Consider the following 18,078-nt stretch of genomic DNA (forward strand, 5'->3'; position numbering starts at 1 on the left):
CACCTTTAAAATGTAAATCTAATTTTTATAAAAATAAAAAACCCTAAAGATATAGATATCTTCAGGGTTTATACTCAAAATTTATGCTCAAAAAATATGCAAAATAATTAAGCATCTTCCTTCTTTCATCCAGACTTTACTGTCGGTCTCGGAGTTTCACCGAGTCAGCTCCTTATATAAGGAGGTCGCGGACTTTACCGCCGGTCGGGAATTTCACCCTGCCCTGAAGGTCTTAATCAATATATTCTATTTTCACATTTACTATACCACCTTTTTTATAGTCTGTCAACATACCTTTTCAAAATTTTATCTAAAGGCATTACCACTTATAATCATCTTTTGAACTTGATTTGTGCCTTCATATATTTGAGTAATTTTAGCATCTCTCATCATTCTTTCAACGGGATAATCCTTCATAAATCCATATCCCCCCATTAGTTGGACAGCATTGGTAGTAACATACATGGCAGCATCTGTAGCCACTAATTTGGCCCTAGCAGCCGATACTGAATAAGGTTTACCCTCCTGTTTATCCATTGCAGCTTTATAAACAAGATATCTTGCCTGTTCAATCTTTGCATCCATATCTGCTATGATCCATTGTAACCCTTGGAAACTACTTATGGGTTTACCAAATTGTTTTCTCTCCTTCATATATTTGATAACTTCATCAAAAGCACCTTCCGCTATACCCAAACCTTGGGCGGCCACTCCTATTCTACCTCCATCTAAAACAGCCATAGCTATACGAAAACCTTTTCCTTCGTCTAAAACTAAATTTTCTGCTGAGACTTCACAATCTTCAAAAATAATTTCAGACACTTGAGCTGACCTAATTCCCATTTTATTCTCTATCTTTCCTATAGACAACCCTTCAGATTCTCTATCAACTATAAAGGCAGATATCCCCCTAGTGCCTGCATCTTTATCTGTCTTGGCAAATACTAGATAGACATCGGCCAATGGACCATTTGTTATAAAACATTTCTTTCCATTTAATACATACTTATCTCCTCTTTTTTCAGCAACAGTCTCAACACCTGAAGCATCTGTACCTGCATTGGGCTCTGTCAAACAAAATGCACCTATCTTTTCTCCACTGGCTAAAGGTTTCAAGTATTTTTCTTTTTGTTCTTCACTGCCAAATTTATCTATTCCGCCGGCACATAATGACACCTGTACAGAATAGGCTATTCCTGTAGACCCACAGACCTTTGATATTTCTTCAACTGATAATATGTAAGATAGATAGTCCTTTGCCCCATTTACTTTTTCATCAAATGGTAATGCAAATAATCCCATTTTAGCCATATCTTTAAATGCATCCATATTAAATTCGCCTTTTTCTTCTAATTCCATCGCAAAAGGTTTAATTTTATTTTCTGCAAGTTCTTTCACACTATTAACCACCATTTGTTGTTCACTACTTAAATTAAAGTCCATTACATTATTACCCCCTTAAATATTTTAGAATTTTCTTTATTTTTAATTTTATTTGATTTAATACTTTATATCAAGTACGCACTTATAAGGTATATAGTGTTTAATATGATACTTTATTTCTAATTGATACTTTAAAAGTCTTTTACCCACACTAAATCAATAAAATTTTTCCCTCCTTTTCAGTTGAGGTTTATATTAGTTTGGTATATAATGAAGATATATTAAGTACAAACTTTTATGCTTTATAATGCCTAATTTGATATCTAGTATCATAAAGATACTTAGTAGAAAAGGGGTGGATCTCTTGTCAAATGTAACTCAATCAAAAGTCAAAGAAAAGAATTATCCCTGTGGAATGGAATTAACCATGGACATCATAGGAGGAAAATGGAAAAATGTAATACTTTGGCATCTGAGGAATAGGACATTAAGATTTAGTCAACTTAAAAGAAGACTGGGAGATATTACTCAAAAGATGTTAACTCAACAACTTAGGGAGCTAGAAGCCGATGGTCTAGTAAATAGAAAGGTTTACCCTCAGGTTCCTCCCAAAGTAGAGTACAGTCTTACTGATTATGGTAAGACCATTATTCCACTACTATATGAACTATACAAATGGGGTATATTTTATTCTAGAGAATTTGGAGTATGCCTCGAAGTGGAAGACAAAATATTAGATAAAATTATAAAAAAAGAGATATAGAAGCCATTACTCGGTTTCTATATCTCTTCTAGGCACTTCATGATGTAGTCTGCATCTTGCTTCATAACTCTCTTTTGCTCCAACTAAAATAGTTGGGTCATTATATGCTGCTGGTTTTCCGTTTATAAGTCTTTGAGTTCTATTTGCAGGGCTACCGCATTTCATACATACAGCAGTAAGCTTGTCTACAAATTCAGCTATAGCTAAAAGTTTGGGAGTAGGCCCAAAGGGCTCCCCTCTAAAGTCCATGTCCAAACCTGCTATTATTACTCTCAATCCCTTATCTGCTAGATTCCTACATATATGTATTATATCATCGTCAAAAAATTGTACCTCATCTATTCCAACTACCTCTGTGTCCTCTTTAATCAAATCAATTATCTCTTTAGAACTGTCTACACATTCTCCACAAATTTTTTCCCCATTATGGGATACAACTTCATTTATGCTATATCTATTATCTATTTTAGGTTTAAATACTTGAATATTTTGTTTAGCTATCTCAGCTCTTCGAAGTCGTCTAATTAATTCCTCACTTTTTCCACTATACATAGGACCTACAACTACTTCTATCCACCCGTGGTGGTTTGGGCCATACATATCCATAAATCACTCCCATTCCAAATTTAAAATCAGTATATAGATACCCAAGTCTAATTTCCAATATACTCAAATATTAATAAAATAGAACATTGATACAAAATTGGTCATCTATAACAAAACACAAGGGTTAGAAGTATATTTCACTTCTAACCCTATACAATCGATATTATTCCATTCCATATTTTTTCTTAAACTTGTCTACACGTCCGCCTTTATCTACAAACTTTTGCTTCCCTGTAAAGAATGGATGGCATTCTGAGCAAATCTCAACCTTTAATTCATCTTTTACTGATCCTGTTTCGAATGTATTTCCACAAGCACAACGAACTACTGCTTTTTTATATTCTGGATGAATTCCTTTTTTCACTGAAATCACCTCTTTCCTAATAGCTTTATTTTATTATATAATAATAATCCTTTACTTTTCAACTAATACATTATAGCATGTAAAAAATATCTTTGCAAGAAAAAGATTATATCAGATTGGAATTCGACTCATTTATTCTTTTACTCTAGCCTTCTTAAGTAAATCCTCCTCTTTAACAGATTTTCCAAATACACTCACTATACCAATAAGTATAGCTACACCGATTATAAGTATAATTATTGGATGAATTGAAAAGATACTTGCAATTAAATAGGATAATCCTGCCACCGCCGCCACTGTAAAGGCATAAGGCATTTGTGTCTTAACATGGTCTAAATGATCTGCCCCTGATGCCATGGATGACATTATGGTAGTATCCGAAATAGGTGAACAATGATCTCCCAATATTGCCCCTGATAAGACAGTTCCCAAAGAAATTGTAAGCATATGAGGATCGCCTCCATCTTGAACAAAGGCATAGGCCATTGGAACAGCCAATGGTATTACGATTGCCATAGTCCCCCAAGCAGTTCCTGTTGCAAAGGATACAAGCGCTGATAATACAAATATGATTATAGGTAATACCGCAAATGGAATAGTATCTGAGATTCGTCCTACTAAAAATTCAGCAGTTCCCACATCACCAGTCACACTACCTAATGACCACGCTAAAACTAAAATCATACATGCTATAACCATAGATTTAGCTCCATCTACCCACGAATCCATGGCTTCGTCAATAGTAAATATCTTTTGTGCTACTCCCATAATTACAGCTACTATACCTGATACAATAGATGCCCAAAGTAATACTATACTAGAATCTGCTTCACCAAAACAAGCACGAATACCTGACATAGTAAATGGGTCTACATTTCCTTCCAATAACACATAGCCATTGTACCATAGTCCTACAAAAGCCACAACAATTAATGTAAGAATTGGAACGATTGCATTAGAAACCTTTAGCTTAATATCTTTCTTTATCTCCATATTAGTTATTTCATCACTAGTCATAGGCTTTGACCCATCAGCTATCAACTTACCTGTAAGTCTTGCCCTCTTCTCTGCCCTATACATAGGTCCAAAGTCTCTTTGCATTAATACTAATACTAAAATGAATATTAGTGCATAAACACAATAATAGCTGTATGGGATTGTCTTTAAAAATACTTCATAATAATTTGCATCAATACCCAATCTTTCGTAAATGTTTTTTATTACCCCTATTTCATACCCAACCCATGTAGATATCAAAGCAATACCTACTATAGGTGCAGCAGTAGAATCTATAAGGTATGAGAATTTTTCTTTAGATATCTTGTTTTTATCAGTAAGTGGTCTCATAGTTGGTCCCACTATAAGGGTATTTGCATAGTCATCAAAAAATACAAATACACCAAGCAATATTGTATACAACTGAGCAGTTCTAGGATTTTTCACCTTTTTTCCTACTGCTTCTGCCACTGCCAGGGTACCACCCATTTTACTAATAACACCCACCATACCTCCTATGGCCAATAGGAAAATAATTATAGCAGCATTCCATGAATCAGATAAAGAACCCAATATGTATTTATCCATAGTCCTTAACAATCCATAAAATGGATTCCACCCTGCCAACATAGTTGAGCCAACCAATATCCCTAAAAATAGTGATATCAATACTTGTTTAGTGATAAAGGCTAAAACAATTGCCAATAATGGCGGCAACAAAGATATCCACCCAAAACTAGCTTCAGTCTCACCTTCTGCAAAAACAGGTAATGCCAGAAATAAAATACCTAATAATACTAATAAAGCAATTCTAAACTTTTTCATATTATCCCTCTCTATAAAATATTTTTGTAAACCCCTAGGCCCCCTTTTTAATAAATTTTATTATAAAAAAGACAGTTATATATAGTAAATAAAATTACTAATATTACTGTCTATTGAATCCTAGTGTATAAATATTACAAATAGAATAGAGAGAAGTATTATATTTTTTGCAATTTGAATTAGCAATCCATTTGCTTTTAAAAAAGTTTGATATATAATAGACAATCTTCGTTTCTATTATATTCCAAATATTCTTTCATGTCAATTGAGAACTATAATATTTTTCCAATTAATTTTATAATTCTCTTATCTTACTCCTCATTATATTTACAAATTGCTCATTGGTCTTAGTTGACATCAGCCTATCCAATAATACCTCTGCTACATCAGCAGTGGAAGTATTGCCCAATGCCTTTCTTATATTCCATATAGTCTCAAGTTCTTTCTGGCTAAGGAGTAATTCCTCTCTTCTAGTACCTGATTTATTCATATCTATAGCAGGGAAAATTCTCTTTTCAGATAATCTTCTATCTAAATGCACCTCCATATTTCCTGTCCCCTTAAATTCTTCAAATATCACATCGTCCATCCTGCTACCTGTCTCTATAAGAGCTGTAGCTAAAATAGTAAGACTACCTCCATTCTCTATATTCCTTGCCGCACCAAAAAATCTCTTAGGTTTGTGTAAAGCCCCAGGATCTAATCCACCTGAAAGAGTTCTGCCTGTAGGAGGTATAGTTAAATTATATGCCCTAGCTAATCTAGTTATACTATCTAAAAGTATAACTACATCTTTATTATGTTCTACTAATCTCTTGGCCCTCTCCAAAACCATCTCAGCTACTTTAGTATGGTGTTTCGGAAGTTCATCAAATGTAGAATATACAACATCCCCTTTAACAGATCTCTGCATATCTGTTACTTCTTCAGGTCGTTCATCTATCAACAATATTATTATCTCTATATCGGGATAATTTTGCGCGATACTATTGGCAATCTTCTTCAAAAGGATAGTTTTACCTGCCTTAGGGGGAGCAACAATCATCCCTCTTTGTCCCTTACCTATAGGTGCTATTAAATCTATTATTCTAGTTGAAAGTTCATTAGGAGAAGTCTCTATAGTTATTCTTTCCTCTGGATATATAGGTGTAAGGGTATCAAAATCTGGTCTATTGGTTGCAAAGTCTGGATCTAGACCATTGACCTTTTTTACATATAATAACGCCTTATATTTCTCACCAGATTTCGGTGGTCTAGTTATACCGAATACCTTGTCTCCCGTTCTCAAATTAAATCTTCTTATCTGAGAAGGAGATATATATATATCATCATCACTGGTAAGATAATTTTCACATCTCAAAAATCCATATCCATCAGTATGTAATTCCAATATTCCTTCAGCAGTATTTATATCTTCACTTTTATCAATCTCATCAGAAAGTCTATCGGGTAGGCCTTGTTTATGTCTTTCTTTTTTTACTATCTTTTTTACACTATCTGTATCTCCTACTTCCTTTATCTTTTCAATCAATTCATTCTTTCTGTATTTTGTGCACCCCTTTATTCCCAACTCTTTGGCAATATTTCTGAGGTCTTCTAATTTATAATCTTTAAAATTATCAATACTCAAACTCATACCTCCATAATATAAAATGTACTATAACCTAACTATATAAACAAACTCTTTGCTATCTGGAAAATAATAAGATATACCCTTTTAAATCTAGGAGTTAATTTCATATTGTATGAAAAAATATATAAACTATCAAAAGCAAGTAGAATCAATACAATTCAAGTGTATGAACTTATTTACTTTGTGTAAATACATTAAAAGGGAAAGTTCAAAAGAAAGGTTTAATCAATGTAATATTACCATTTCATCTAGGATAAGTCAACAAGTTTTAGTTGGTAGTTAATAGTTAGTAGTTCGTAGTTGACTATAAAAAACCCTAGGTTCTCATCATTAGACTACTAACCACTAACCATTAACCACTAACTTTTTTATGTTTTATACCTCTGTCATAGCTATATGTTTGTAAACAATTCCAGTTAATAGTCAGTAATACTACTAACTACTTAGCATAAGCAGGCTTTTTATCTAATTTATGAATAGCCTCTACAAATCTTATTGTGCCTGTCTCTGCCCTAGTAACCATAGAATATGTCTTTGCCGTATTATTTTCATAATATACAACACCTTTTAAGAAATCTCCATCTGTTATACCAGTAGCTGCAAAAAATATTTCATTGCCCTTTGCTAAATCTTCCATATTAAGTACTTGATTTATATCTTTAATACCCATTTTTTTACATCGTTTCATTTCTTCATCTGCAGAATTATATATCCCTGGCATCAATCTTCCTTGAAAGTGTCCGCCTAAGCATTTAAGTGCTGCTGCTGCTATTACTCCTTCTGGTGCTCCTCCGATACCCATAAGCATATCTACTCCTGAGTGTTCAAAACACGCCGCTATAGCTGCTGCCACATCTCCATCTCCAAAAAGCTTTATCCTTGCTCCAGCCTTTCTGATTCTCTTTATCAGCTCCTCATGTCTAGGTCTATCTAGCATAGTAACTGTTATATCTGATATATCCTTGTTTAGTGCCTTAGATAATGATTTAAGGTTTTCTTCTACAGGGGCTGCTATATCTACTTTCCCTGCCGCCTTAGGTCCCACTGCTATTTTGTCCATATACATATCAGGGGCATGCAGTAAACATCCCTCTGGTGCTATAGCTACCACTGCTATAGCATTGGGTAGACCCTTTGCCACAGCTGTAGTGCCATCCAATGGGTCCACAGCTATATCTACCTTCATACTTCCCTCTCCACGTTTTCCTATTTCTTCACCTATATAAAGCATAGGTGCCTCGTCCATTTCTCCTTCTCCAATAACCACTGTACCTTCTATGTCTATAGTGTCAAACATTCTTCTCATACCATCTACAGCTGCTTGATCCGCTGCAATTTTATCTCCTCTACCCACATGTCTAGCACTACCTAATGCTGCCGCTTCTGTAACCCTCACAAGGTTTAAAGCAAGATCTCTGTCCACAAATGTGACCTCCTTTTTCATTGAATTCTATAAATAGTATATTCCAATCCTTCATATATTGTCAATTATTTAGCTCTTGGTTGTTAGTTCTTAGTTCTTGGCTCTTAGTTCTTAGTTCTTGGCTCTTAGTTCTTGGTTCTTGGTTGTTAGTTGTTGGTTCTTAGGGGAGTTTATTGAAATCCGTAGGATTTCAATAAAAGACTACCAGCTACAGACTACCGACTCCAGACTCTCCTACACCATATGCTTTTTCATTAAGTCTTCCATTATATCTGTTTTATCTAATTTATGAACAGCCTCTACAAATCTTATTGTACCTGTTTTAGCCCTCATAACTACAGAATGGGTCTTGGCATGATTATTACCATAATAAAGCACTCCTTTAAGTAAATCTCCATCACTTATTCCTGTTGAAGCAAAGAATACTTCATCTCCTTTGACTAAGTCCTCCAATTTTAAAATTTTCTTCAAGTCCTTTTCATACCATCCCAATTCCTTACATCTTTCCATTTCTTCGTCAGACATAGGGTACAGCTGACCTTGCAATTCTCCACCCATACATTTAAGGGCTGCCGCTGCTATTACTCCCTCTGGCGCTCCTCCTATACCCATAAGCATGTCTACTCCTGTATCTTCAAATCCTGTTGCTATAGCTGCCGCCACATCTCCTTCTCCAAAAAGTTTTAGCCTTGAACCAACCTTTCTTATTTCCCTAATCATATCATAATGTCTAGGTCTATCCTGTACTATTACAGTAAGGTCTGCTACATCTTTATCCAAGGCCTTGGCAACTGACTTTATATTTTGTTCTACACTGGCATTTATATCTATCTTCCCCGCTGCCTTTGGTCCAACTGCTATTTTTTTCATATATGTGTCAGGGGCATTTAGCAAACAACCCTTTGGTGCCATAGCTATTACAGCCACAGCATTTGGAAGACCCTTTGCAACTAGAGTTGTTCCATCTAAAGGATCAACTGCTATGTCTACCTCCATACTATCCTCTCCCCCTGCACCTATATGCTCTCCTATATATAGCATGGGAGCCTTATCCTTTTCTCCTTCTCCTATTACTACAGTACCCCTTACATTAACCAAATCAAATGCCTTTCTCATACCATCCACCGCTGCTTGGTCAGCACCAATCTTATCTCCTCTACCCATGTATCTAGCTGAAGCCAATGCAGCTGTTTCTGTAACCCTTATAAGGGATATGGCTAAATTTCTATTCATTAACATATTTTTTACCTCCTGTTTTTAAATGACAATAGGGATAAACAAAGGAAGATCCCCCTCTGCTTATCCCTTATCTTATCTACTAACTGACTCCCAATCCTTTAAAAATCTTTCTATGCCCTTGTCTGTCATAGGGTGTAATGCCATCTTTTCCAATACATCAAAGGGAATAGTAGCTATATCAGCCCCCATTTTGGCTGACTCCATTACATGTATAGGATGTCTTATACTGGCAGCTATTATCTCTGTATCAATTTCATGCATATAAAATATATCCACTATATCTCTTATTACATCCATGCCTTTATTTCCTATATCGTCCATTCTACCTATAAAAGGACTCACATAATTGGCTCCAGCCCTTGCAGCTAATAATGCTTGATTCGCAGAAAAAACTAGAGTTACATTGGTTTTTATTCCCCTTTGGCTAAGGATTTTTACTGCCTTTAATCCTTCTTTAGTCATGGGAATTTTTATTATAACATTTTTATGGATTTTAGATAACTTTTCAGCTTCATTCACCATACCCTCTGCATCAAGACTGATTACCTCTGCACTTATAGGACCATCAACTATATCTACTATTTCTTTAATTACTTCTTTAAAATCCCTGCCCTCCTTAGCTATAAGGGAAGGATTTGTTGTCACTCCACAGATAACTCCCCAATCGTTGGCTTCTCTAATCTCGTCAACATTGGCAGTATCTATAAATAATTTCACCTATATCACCCCCTATTAGGTGCTTTACTTCCATGCATTTCCTGCTGAATTAAACATAACCATCTTCTCTGCTATTACTTTCCTCATCTCATCTCTGGCAGGACCTACAATCTTTCTTGGATCATATACATCTGGATTTTCTGATACAAATTTTCTAACGGCTCTATTAAATGCTTGCCTTATATTAGTATCTATATTGATTTTATTAATACCTAAACTTACTGCCTTTTTGATGCTCTGTTCTGGAACTCCTGAAGAACCATGAAGCACTAGAGGCATATCTAGTCTTTCTTTTATTACTTTTATTCTATCAAAATCTAATTTCGGTTCTCCCTTATATGGACCATGGGCAGTTCCCACCGCTATAGCTAGAGAGTCTAATCCTGTTTCCTTTACAAACCTCTCAGCTTCATCAGGGTCTGTAAACGTAGCCTCCCTTTCGTCTACTGTTATATCATCTTCTGTTCCACCTATCTTACCTAGTTCCGCTTCCACAGACACCCCTACTGCATGGGCAATATCTACTATATCTTTAGTTATTTTTATGTTTTCATCCAAAGGATGCTTAGATGCATCTATCATTACTGATGTAAATCCATGTCTTAAGCAAAGCATAATCTGTTTGAAATCTGTACCATGATCCAAATGTATTGCAACTGGAACAGATGAATTCCTTGCAGCTATTTTAGACATCTCTGCTATGTACTCTACCCCTGCATACTTTAGTCCGCCTTGGCTGGCCTGAAGTATTACTGGAGACTTTGTTTCCTCTGCTGCCTCAATTATTGCCTGAACAATCTCCATATTGTTTACATTAAAAGCTCCTACAGCATAACCATGCTCATGGGCATGGTCCAATATTTGTTTACCTGAAACTAACATTATAAAAAACCTCCCTCATTATATAATCATAATTTATAATAAATTAAGACTTTCCAGTAGGAAATTATATTATTTATTTTTATCCTTTATAGCATCTATACATTCAAATCTGTGCTTATGCATAATAATCTTATTTATTTTAGAAATCCTATTGAAATCTTCTTTGTTCTCAGCATAAATTAACTGTATACTACCACAATTAACACATTTTAGCTCTATTCTATCTTCAAATAAATCTATCTTTATCCTTCCCTCTCCACAATCACATAATATATTGCCTGTATTCTGTAATTCTCTTATTTTATTCACGCACTCCATCATTATATCAAAATTACTAAAATAATCATAGAATTTAAGTTCATTTAATACTTTAGAGGATTCTTCTTTATAGTTTTTAATTATCTCATTTGTTGATATATTATCTCCAATAAAACATAGTTTTGGACCTTCAACACATCTTATAAATATGTTTCCCTCTAATAATTGTTTTAATGTATATTTGTATGTATGTATCCTTTCACATATATAACAAGGTATTTTAAACCAAAAATAATTGTGCTCGTCTTTTTTTATAGTAATATGAGACTGACCACAATGACATTTAAAATAAATATTTTCATTAGTTCGAAATTGGAACAAAGAAAACCCTTGAACCGTTAGCTCCCCACAATTGCTACACCGTATAGCCAATGATATATTAGTATCCAAAACCAACAGATACACCTCCCACTATATATACTATTTCTATATAGATTTTAAAATTCCTGCATCTGAGATTTTTTTTGAATACTAACTAAAGAGCAGAGGAATTTCCCTCTGCTCTCTTTCTATTTCTTTATGCTTAAAATTTTTCTTGTTTCATCTGGAGTAGCAATCTCTCTTCCCAATTCATTTGCTATCCTTACTACCTTTTCTACTAATTCTGCATTAGAATTAGCCATCTTGCCCTTTTCTATATATACATTATCTTCAAATCCAACTCTTACATTTCCACCCATAGCTATAGCTATAGCAGCCATTGGGAATTCATGTCTTCCTATTCCTGCAACTGTCCAAGTTGCATCCTCTGGAATGCTGTCTACCATATAACTTAAGTCCCTAGCTGTAGCACTCATTGCAACGCCAAGTACAAAGTTAAAATGTAATGGGCCTTCTATAAAACCTTGTTTATGATATTTGATTGCTGCATCTACCATACCCTTGTCAAATACCTCTATCTCTGGTTTTATATTTCTTTCCTTCATTATTGTAGCAAAATTCTTTATAGTGGTTTCTGTATTTACAAATATCTCATCTCCACCAAAGTTTAATGTACCACAATCAAGGGTTGCCATCTCTGGCATAAGTTCAGTTGGTTGAAGTCTTTCTTCATCGCTCATACCCACTGCTCCACCAGTTGATGGTTGCACTATAACATCTGGGCATCTTCTCTTTATTTCATCCATACAAGCTTTGAATCTTTCCTTACTTTGAGTAGGTGTTCCGTCATCTTCTCTTACATGAAGATGTATAATACTGGCCCCTGCCTTATATGCTGCTTCTGCTTCTTTTCCTATTTCTTCTACAGTATAAGGTACAGCAGGATTATTTTCCTTAGTCACTTCTGCACCACATATAGCAGCAGTAATTATTAATTTCTCCATCTCTTATTCCCCTTTCATTTCTTAAAACAATTATTTCCTTTGCTTGTCCTTTGGCACAACACAAGTACCTTCAGCTTTGCATACTACTATAGGCTCTTCCAATAAGTCACAAGCAGAATCATTTATATCTGGTCTTGGAATTATCACCTTTCTTGCCTCAAATACCATTTTTCTGGAACTATTTCCCTCTTTAACGATTTCCCCTACAGCTTCAATATAGTCCCCTGCATATACAGGTGCAGTAAACTCTACCTTATCATACCCTGCAAATAGACCTTCATCTCCGTCATTTCTGATAAGTAATTCTGTAGCTACATCTCCAAATAATTGAAGCATCTTAGCTCCATCCACTAGGTTGCCACCGTAGTGTGCATCATGCATACTCATCCTTAATCTAATCATTGCTTTTTCCATAAAAAGTACCTCCTCTTTTGGGTTTTATAGTATGTTGTCCCCAGTTGTTATATGTATACCAATCTGGAGTTTCATTTATATAATACCACATTTTTTAATTATATCAAGTATTATTAATTAGACAAAACAAAAAGGAATACAGTTTATGCTGTATTCCTTTTGTAGAAAATATACAGTAAGTTAATAGTTAACAGCTAGCAGTTATTAGTCTAATGATGAAATCCTATGGATTTCTACCATCCACTACCGATTACCAACTACTAACTACCAACTACATCCCTATCTACCATTCCTTCAAGCATCATATCTATAGGTAGAGCAGGGTCTATATTACTATATTTTTCTTTATCAAAGTTAAGCCTTTTTCCATAATAGACCCTTATAGTTCCAGAAAGGGCCAATGTAGCCAATTCTGCATTTAAATCCTTTCTTAGTTCTCCACTATCTATAGACTGTTGTATTACTTCCTGTAACACTTTTATCAACTCAGTCTTTTTTTTCATCATCCATACCTTAACGTCATCAGACAAAACACTGACACTATTCATTACATTTTCTGCTAAGTCCATATATTCACTTAAAAACCTTCCATTAAATGCAGAAAAAGCTATCAATTTATCCCTTATAGGGCCTTCCATATCTAATACTTTCTCTTCTTCTTCTTTATACTTTATTAAAGTATATTTTAGCATCTCATGGAATAGGTGTTTTTTTCCTTTGAAGTACTCATAGAGAGTGCCTTTCCCTATACCAGCTTCTTTGGCTATCCCTTCCATTTTTGCTGTATGGTATCCCTTTGTGGAAAATATCCTTAGACTAGCTTCTAATATCTCTATTCTTCTATCCTTTTTAGCAACTATTTATAACACCTCCTGTTGCTTTCTACCAGATATCTTCCTTTTTACAAAATTAGTTATATCATCAAATATTGTATATACCACTGGTATAAATACCAATGTGAGTAATGTAGAAAGCAATAGTCCACTAATAACCACTGTTGCCATAGGCGCTTGGGCCTCTGCCCCTTCTCCTATACCTAATGCCAATGGAATCAATCCCAATACTGTGGTAGATGTAGTCATCATTATAGGTCTAAGCCTTATAGGTCCTGCATTTACTATGGCCTCTGTCCTAGTTTCACCATTTCTTCTTCTAGTATTTATATAGTCAATAAGCACTATGGCATTATTTACTACTATACCTGCAAGCATAATAACTCCAATAAATGCAGGTACACTTAACGACCTTCTAGTTATAAATAGTCCCAATGCTCCTCCTGCCAATGCAAGGGGCACTGAAAGCATTATTGTAAATGGATGTAGTAACGACTCAAACTGAGATGCCAATATCATATATACCAATATAACTGCAAGAATCAATGCCATGGATAAATCTTGAAATGCTTCTACCATTTCCTTATTTTCTCCACCAAATTCATAGGTATATCCCTTAGGCATATTATATTTATCCATCTTAGCTGCTATATCTTCAGATATACTCTTTAAATCTCTCCCCATTATTTGACTGCTTATGGTTACAACCCTTGACTGGGCATCCCTTTGTATGGAAATAGGTCCCTTTTCCACATCTATATATGCCACTTGACTAAGGGGTACATTTATGCCCGATGGGGATTGTATATATATCTGTTGAAGATTTTTAATGCTCTCTTTATATATTTCATCTCCCTTAACCATCACATCTATTTCATCACCATTGTATTTATATCTGGTGGCCAATTTACCATCTATTGTGCCTTTTACAGCAGAAGCTACTTGAGCTGCTGTAATTCCGTATTGAGAAGCATTTTTTCTATTTATTTTTATCTGTACCTCTGGAATACCGTCTTCAAGGCTACTCTCTACTTCCCTAGTACCAGGTACAGATTCAACTATTCCCTTGAATTCATTACCTATTTTCTTTAATTCCTCTATGTCATCACCTTTTACTGATATGCTAATTGGAGAACCAGAACCTCCTCCCATACCCATACTTGAGGCAACAGATACTCCCTTTTCCGCTCCAGGGATATCTTTTATCATAGTCCTTACTTCGTCTGCTATTTCCTTTATTGAACGCTCCCTTTCAGTTAATCCTACAGTCATTACATCTATTGAACCCTTATTAGTACCATTATTACCAAAGGACATATTATTTGACCCTATACTGGAAAATACCTTTTCTATCTCTGGTATATCCTCTAACATACCTTCTATCTCGGTAATTATCTCATTGGTCTCTTCAATCTCTGCACCATCGGGTAATTCAACACTTATAGTCAACTGACCCTCATCTGTACTTGGAAAGAACTCTGCCCCAACACTGGTTATAGACACCATACTTATAATAAATACTAGCACACCAGCGAAAATTGTTGTCTTTCTATGGGATAAACTCTTTGTAAGTAATCCCTTATACATGGCCTCAATTTTGAAGAATATTCTATCAAATAGATCATACAAAAATGAGAACAATCTAAATCTAGAATGATGTGTCTTTCCTTGCTCTTTATCTACTTTGAGTAGTTTTGAAGAAAGCATAGGTATCAATGTCAATGACACACCCAATGAAGCCAATAAAGACATCGTTACTGTCAATGCCAGCTCTTTAAATATAGTAGAGGTTATTCCCTCAACAAATACTATAGGTAAAAACACTGCTATAGTAGTAAGGGTAGATGCTGTAACTGCCATGCCTACTTCACTTGCACCCTTTATCGCTGCATCTTTTCTAGAATATCCCTCTTGTCTGAATCTATATATATTCTCTAACACAACTATGGCATTATCTACAAGCATACCTGTACCCAATGCCAACCCTCCAAGGGTCATAAGATTCAGCGTTATATCATTAAAATATATCAATATAAATGTGGCTATTATAGAAATAGGAATTGCAGTTCCTATTATAAATGTAGTCCTTATATTTCTTAAGAACAAATATAGGATAAATATAGCCAGTAATGCACCTATCAATGCATTCTTAACCACATTATTTATAGAATCCTGGATGTAGTCTGATTGGTCAAACATAGTCCTTATATTTATGCCCTCATATTCTGAAGCCAATTTTTCTATCTCAGAGTTCACAGTATTTGCCACAGAAACAGTATTAGTTCCCGATTGCTTCCTTATTGATATGGTTATACTATTTTCTCCATTTGTTCTAGATATACTGCTTATATCCTTAGGAGCCAATGTTACAGTTCCCAAATCTCTCAGATAAACTGTTCCTCCTTGGGGTAATGCAATGGGAAGTTCTTCTATCTCTTCTATATCTTCAAACTCTCCCATAGTCCTAATGGTCAGTTCTTTATTTCCCTTCTTTACTGCACCACCAGGCTGATTTAAGTTTTCCCCACCGATTATTTGAGATAAATAATTTATGGATAATCCATATCCTTGGAGTTTTTGTCTATTTACCTTTATCTCTACCTGATTTTCATATCCTCCCATTATATCAACAGAGGCAACCCCCTCAAGTCTCTCTATCTTAGACTTCATCTCATCTTCAGCAAGACTTTGAATATATGCCAAATCCTTATCTCCTGAAAGAGATACTACCATTATAGGCATAGCATTGGGGTCTATCTTCATTACCATAGGGGAAGATGCATCATCAGGTAAAAATCCCTTTATCATATCTATCTTCTCTCGCATTTCCAACGATGCAAAGTCCATATCGGTACCATAGTTAAATTCTGCTATAACTAATGAATTTCCCTCAGAAGAACTTGAACTTACATTTTTTATATCTCCTACAGTAGCTATAGACTCTTCAACAGGCTTAGTTATGAGCTTTTCTATCTCTTGAGGTCCAACCCCTGCATATGATGTGGATACAATAGCTACAGGCACCTCTATCTTAGGTAGTAAGTCTATGGGCAATCTACTCAAAGACACTACTCCTAAAAGTACGATTATAAAAATAACCATCAATATAGTAACAGGTCTCCTTACTGATAAACTAGAAATATTCATTATTTCTCACCTCTTACTACCTTTACTTTTGTACCATCTTCAACAAAGTTCTGTCCCTTTATTATTACTTTATCACTTTCACTTATACCGCTTTTAATCTCTATATATGTTCCTGTATCAAGACCTGTATCTACTTTTTTCACTTTTGCATTTTCATTTGATAACACATATACTATAGTTTCCCCTTCATTATCCAATACTGCCTCACTAGGTATTACATTTACGTTTTCTTTTATATCAGTATCTACCTTTACCTTTACAAACATACCTGGTTTTATGGTATGGTCTTTATTACCTATATATATCTTCACAGGATATAACTGCGTTCTAGGGTCTGTAGTGGGACTTATAGTATCTATTTTCCCTACAAATTCTTCCTGTGATGCAGACGGTATCTCCACATTTACACTCTTATCCTTATACAATTGATTAATAATATTTTCCGATATATCTACTTGTACATATACCTTATCCATATCTACAATAGTTACTGCAGCCTGTGCATTGGACGCAAACTCCCCTGCCTCTATATTTACTGCCGATACTACTCCACCTATTGGAGATTCCACCGAGGCATTTTCCATTGCCTCTACTGCTTGGTCATATCCTACTTGTGCAGTATTTAACTGCGATTTAGCTGCCTCTAACGAATTATCTGAAGCAGCTACCTTAGCCTGCTCAAATTGTGCCTCAGATATGGCACCCTCTTGATACAACTCCTTTGACCTTTCAAATGCCTTCTTTGCATTTTGTATTTTTTCTTCAGTTAATTTATAATTTGCCTTAGCTCCATCCAATGCTACCTTTGCATTGTCTACTGCATCTTGTATATCATCTTTTTCTAGAGTAAATAATACTTGATCTTTTGCTACCTTATCTCCTACCTTTATATTTGTTGATTCTACTTTTCCTGGTACTTTAGGCATAACCATTACTTCCTTATTGGCAAATACCTTACCACTAAAAACTATTTCATTGGAAATAGTCTTTTTTTCTATTTTACCTATTTCCACAGGTACATAGTTTTCTTCTACTTTGGTCTTATCTACTGCCTCTTCTTTAGAGCCACATCCTACTACTAGACTGACTATTAAAATTATTCCCAGAAATAAAACCACGATTTTTTTTGCCAAAATAAATACCTCCTTACTTAAACTTTTCCAGAACTGACTGGTCGGTCGATAAAACTAATAATATACCATAATTATCT

General features: G+C 34.9%; 16 protein-coding genes and 1 riboswitch. Of the genes, 1 reads left to right on the plus strand and 15 read right to left on the minus strand.

Annotation, left to right across the window (positions count from 1 at the left end):
• Positions 1-113 precede the first annotated feature (113 nt).
• Positions 114-235: riboswitch (FMN riboswitch) on the minus strand.
• A gap of 71 nt (positions 236-306) precedes the next feature.
• A complete protein-coding gene (locus tag Q326_RS0100110) occupies positions 307-1,443 on the minus strand; it encodes an acyl-CoA dehydrogenase family protein (protein ID WP_026893515.1) in 1,137 nt (378 codons plus the stop codon).
• A 304-nt stretch (positions 1,444-1,747) separates the two neighbouring features.
• Here Q326_RS0100110 and Q326_RS0100115 point away from each other — a divergent pair, with 304 nt between their 5' ends.
• Complete coding sequence (locus Q326_RS0100115; RefSeq protein WP_034600635.1) at positions 1,748-2,146, plus strand: winged helix-turn-helix transcriptional regulator; 399 nt, start codon at positions 1,748-1,750, stop codon at positions 2,144-2,146.
• A gap of 6 nt (positions 2,147-2,152) precedes the next feature.
• On the opposite strand, the gene Q326_RS0100120 is transcribed toward Q326_RS0100115, so the two are convergent.
• From Q326_RS0100120 to Q326_RS0100185, 14 genes are all read right to left on the minus strand, one after another.
• Positions 2,153-2,752, minus strand: coding sequence for a thymidine kinase (locus Q326_RS0100120; RefSeq protein ID WP_284071424.1), 600 nt, complete (start codon positions 2,750-2,752; stop codon positions 2,153-2,155).
• 163 nt (positions 2,753-2,915) lie between these two features.
• Positions 2,916-3,116: a 50S ribosomal protein L31 gene (gene rpmE / locus Q326_RS0100125; protein ID WP_026893518.1), complete on the minus strand. Its 201-nt coding sequence runs from the start codon at positions 3,114-3,116 to the stop codon at positions 2,916-2,918.
• Positions 3,117-3,248: 132 nt separating this feature from the next.
• Complete coding sequence (locus tag Q326_RS0100130) at positions 3,249-4,937, minus strand: Na+/H+ antiporter NhaC family protein (RefSeq protein WP_026893519.1); 1,689 nt, start codon at positions 4,935-4,937, stop codon at positions 3,249-3,251.
• A 295-nt stretch (positions 4,938-5,232) separates the two neighbouring features.
• Positions 5,233-6,567, minus strand: coding sequence for a transcription termination factor Rho (gene rho / locus Q326_RS0100135; protein WP_431188258.1), 1,335 nt, complete (start codon positions 6,565-6,567; stop codon positions 5,233-5,235).
• A 442-nt stretch (positions 6,568-7,009) separates the two neighbouring features.
• Positions 7,010-7,993, minus strand: a complete 984-nt coding sequence (gene glpX / locus Q326_RS0100140; protein ID WP_026893521.1) for a class II fructose-bisphosphatase — start codon at positions 7,991-7,993, stop codon at positions 7,010-7,012.
• A gap of 234 nt (positions 7,994-8,227) precedes the next feature.
• Complete coding sequence (gene glpX / locus Q326_RS0100145; RefSeq protein WP_026893522.1) at positions 8,228-9,226, minus strand: class II fructose-bisphosphatase; 999 nt, start codon at positions 9,224-9,226, stop codon at positions 8,228-8,230.
• Positions 9,227-9,304: 78 nt separating this feature from the next.
• A complete protein-coding gene (gene fsa, locus Q326_RS0100150) occupies positions 9,305-9,949 on the minus strand; it encodes a fructose-6-phosphate aldolase (protein ID WP_026893523.1) in 645 nt (214 codons plus the stop codon).
• A gap of 24 nt (positions 9,950-9,973) precedes the next feature.
• Complete coding sequence (locus Q326_RS0100155) at positions 9,974-10,831, minus strand: class II fructose-1,6-bisphosphate aldolase (protein ID WP_026893524.1); 858 nt, start codon at positions 10,829-10,831, stop codon at positions 9,974-9,976.
• 69 nt (positions 10,832-10,900) lie between these two features.
• A complete protein-coding gene (locus Q326_RS0100160; protein ID WP_026893525.1) occupies positions 10,901-11,545 on the minus strand; it encodes a hypothetical protein in 645 nt (214 codons plus the stop codon).
• A gap of 113 nt (positions 11,546-11,658) precedes the next feature.
• A complete protein-coding gene (kce, locus tag Q326_RS0100165) occupies positions 11,659-12,474 on the minus strand; it encodes a 3-keto-5-aminohexanoate cleavage enzyme (protein WP_026893526.1) in 816 nt (271 codons plus the stop codon).
• Positions 12,475-12,504: 30 nt separating this feature from the next.
• Entirely contained in the window at positions 12,505-12,888 is a 384-nt protein-coding gene (kal, locus tag Q326_RS0100170) for a 3-aminobutyryl-CoA ammonia lyase (protein WP_026893527.1), read from the minus strand.
• Between the two features lie 260 nt (positions 12,889-13,148).
• A complete protein-coding gene (locus Q326_RS0100175) occupies positions 13,149-13,748 on the minus strand; it encodes a TetR family transcriptional regulator (RefSeq protein WP_084489481.1) in 600 nt (199 codons plus the stop codon).
• Complete coding sequence (locus tag Q326_RS0100180) at positions 13,749-16,868, minus strand: efflux RND transporter permease subunit (RefSeq protein WP_026893529.1); 3,120 nt, start codon at positions 16,866-16,868, stop codon at positions 13,749-13,751.
• Entirely contained in the window at positions 16,868-18,001 is a 1,134-nt protein-coding gene (locus tag Q326_RS0100185; RefSeq protein ID WP_026893530.1) for an efflux RND transporter periplasmic adaptor subunit, read from the minus strand. Before Q326_RS0100185 ends, Q326_RS0100180 begins: the two co-directional genes overlap by 1 nt.
• Positions 18,002-18,078: the final 77 nt, after the last annotated feature.

It is taken from the genome of Clostridiisalibacter paucivorans DSM 22131 (genome assembly GCF_000620125.1).
In the GTDB taxonomy this organism is placed as follows: Bacteria; Bacillota; Clostridia; order Tissierellales; family Clostridiisalibacteraceae; genus Clostridiisalibacter; species Clostridiisalibacter paucivorans.

Coding starts and splice junctions, on each gene's coding strand:
- Q326_RS0100110 (WP_026893515.1), bottom strand. CDS start 1,443: ATGGACTTTAATTTAAGTAGTGAACAACAAATGGTGGTTAATAGTGTG.
- Q326_RS0100120 (WP_284071424.1), bottom strand. CDS start 2,752: ATGGATATGTATGGCCCAAACCACCACGGGTGGATAGAAGTAGTTGTA.
- Q326_RS0100130 (WP_026893519.1), bottom strand. CDS start 4,937: ATGAAAAAGTTTAGAATTGCTTTATTAGTATTATTAGGTATTTTATTT.
- glpX (WP_026893522.1), bottom strand. CDS start 9,226: ATGAATAGAAATTTAGCCATATCCCTTATAAGGGTTACAGAAACAGCT.
- Q326_RS0100155 (WP_026893524.1), bottom strand. CDS start 10,831: ATGTTAGTTTCAGGTAAACAAATATTGGACCATGCCCATGAGCATGGT.
- kce (WP_026893526.1), bottom strand. CDS start 12,474: ATGGAGAAATTAATAATTACTGCTGCTATATGTGGTGCAGAAGTGACT.
- kal (WP_026893527.1), bottom strand. CDS start 12,888: ATGGAAAAAGCAATGATTAGATTAAGGATGAGTATGCATGATGCACAC.
- Q326_RS0100180 (WP_026893529.1), bottom strand. CDS start 16,868: ATGAATATTTCTAGTTTATCAGTAAGGAGACCTGTTACTATATTGATG.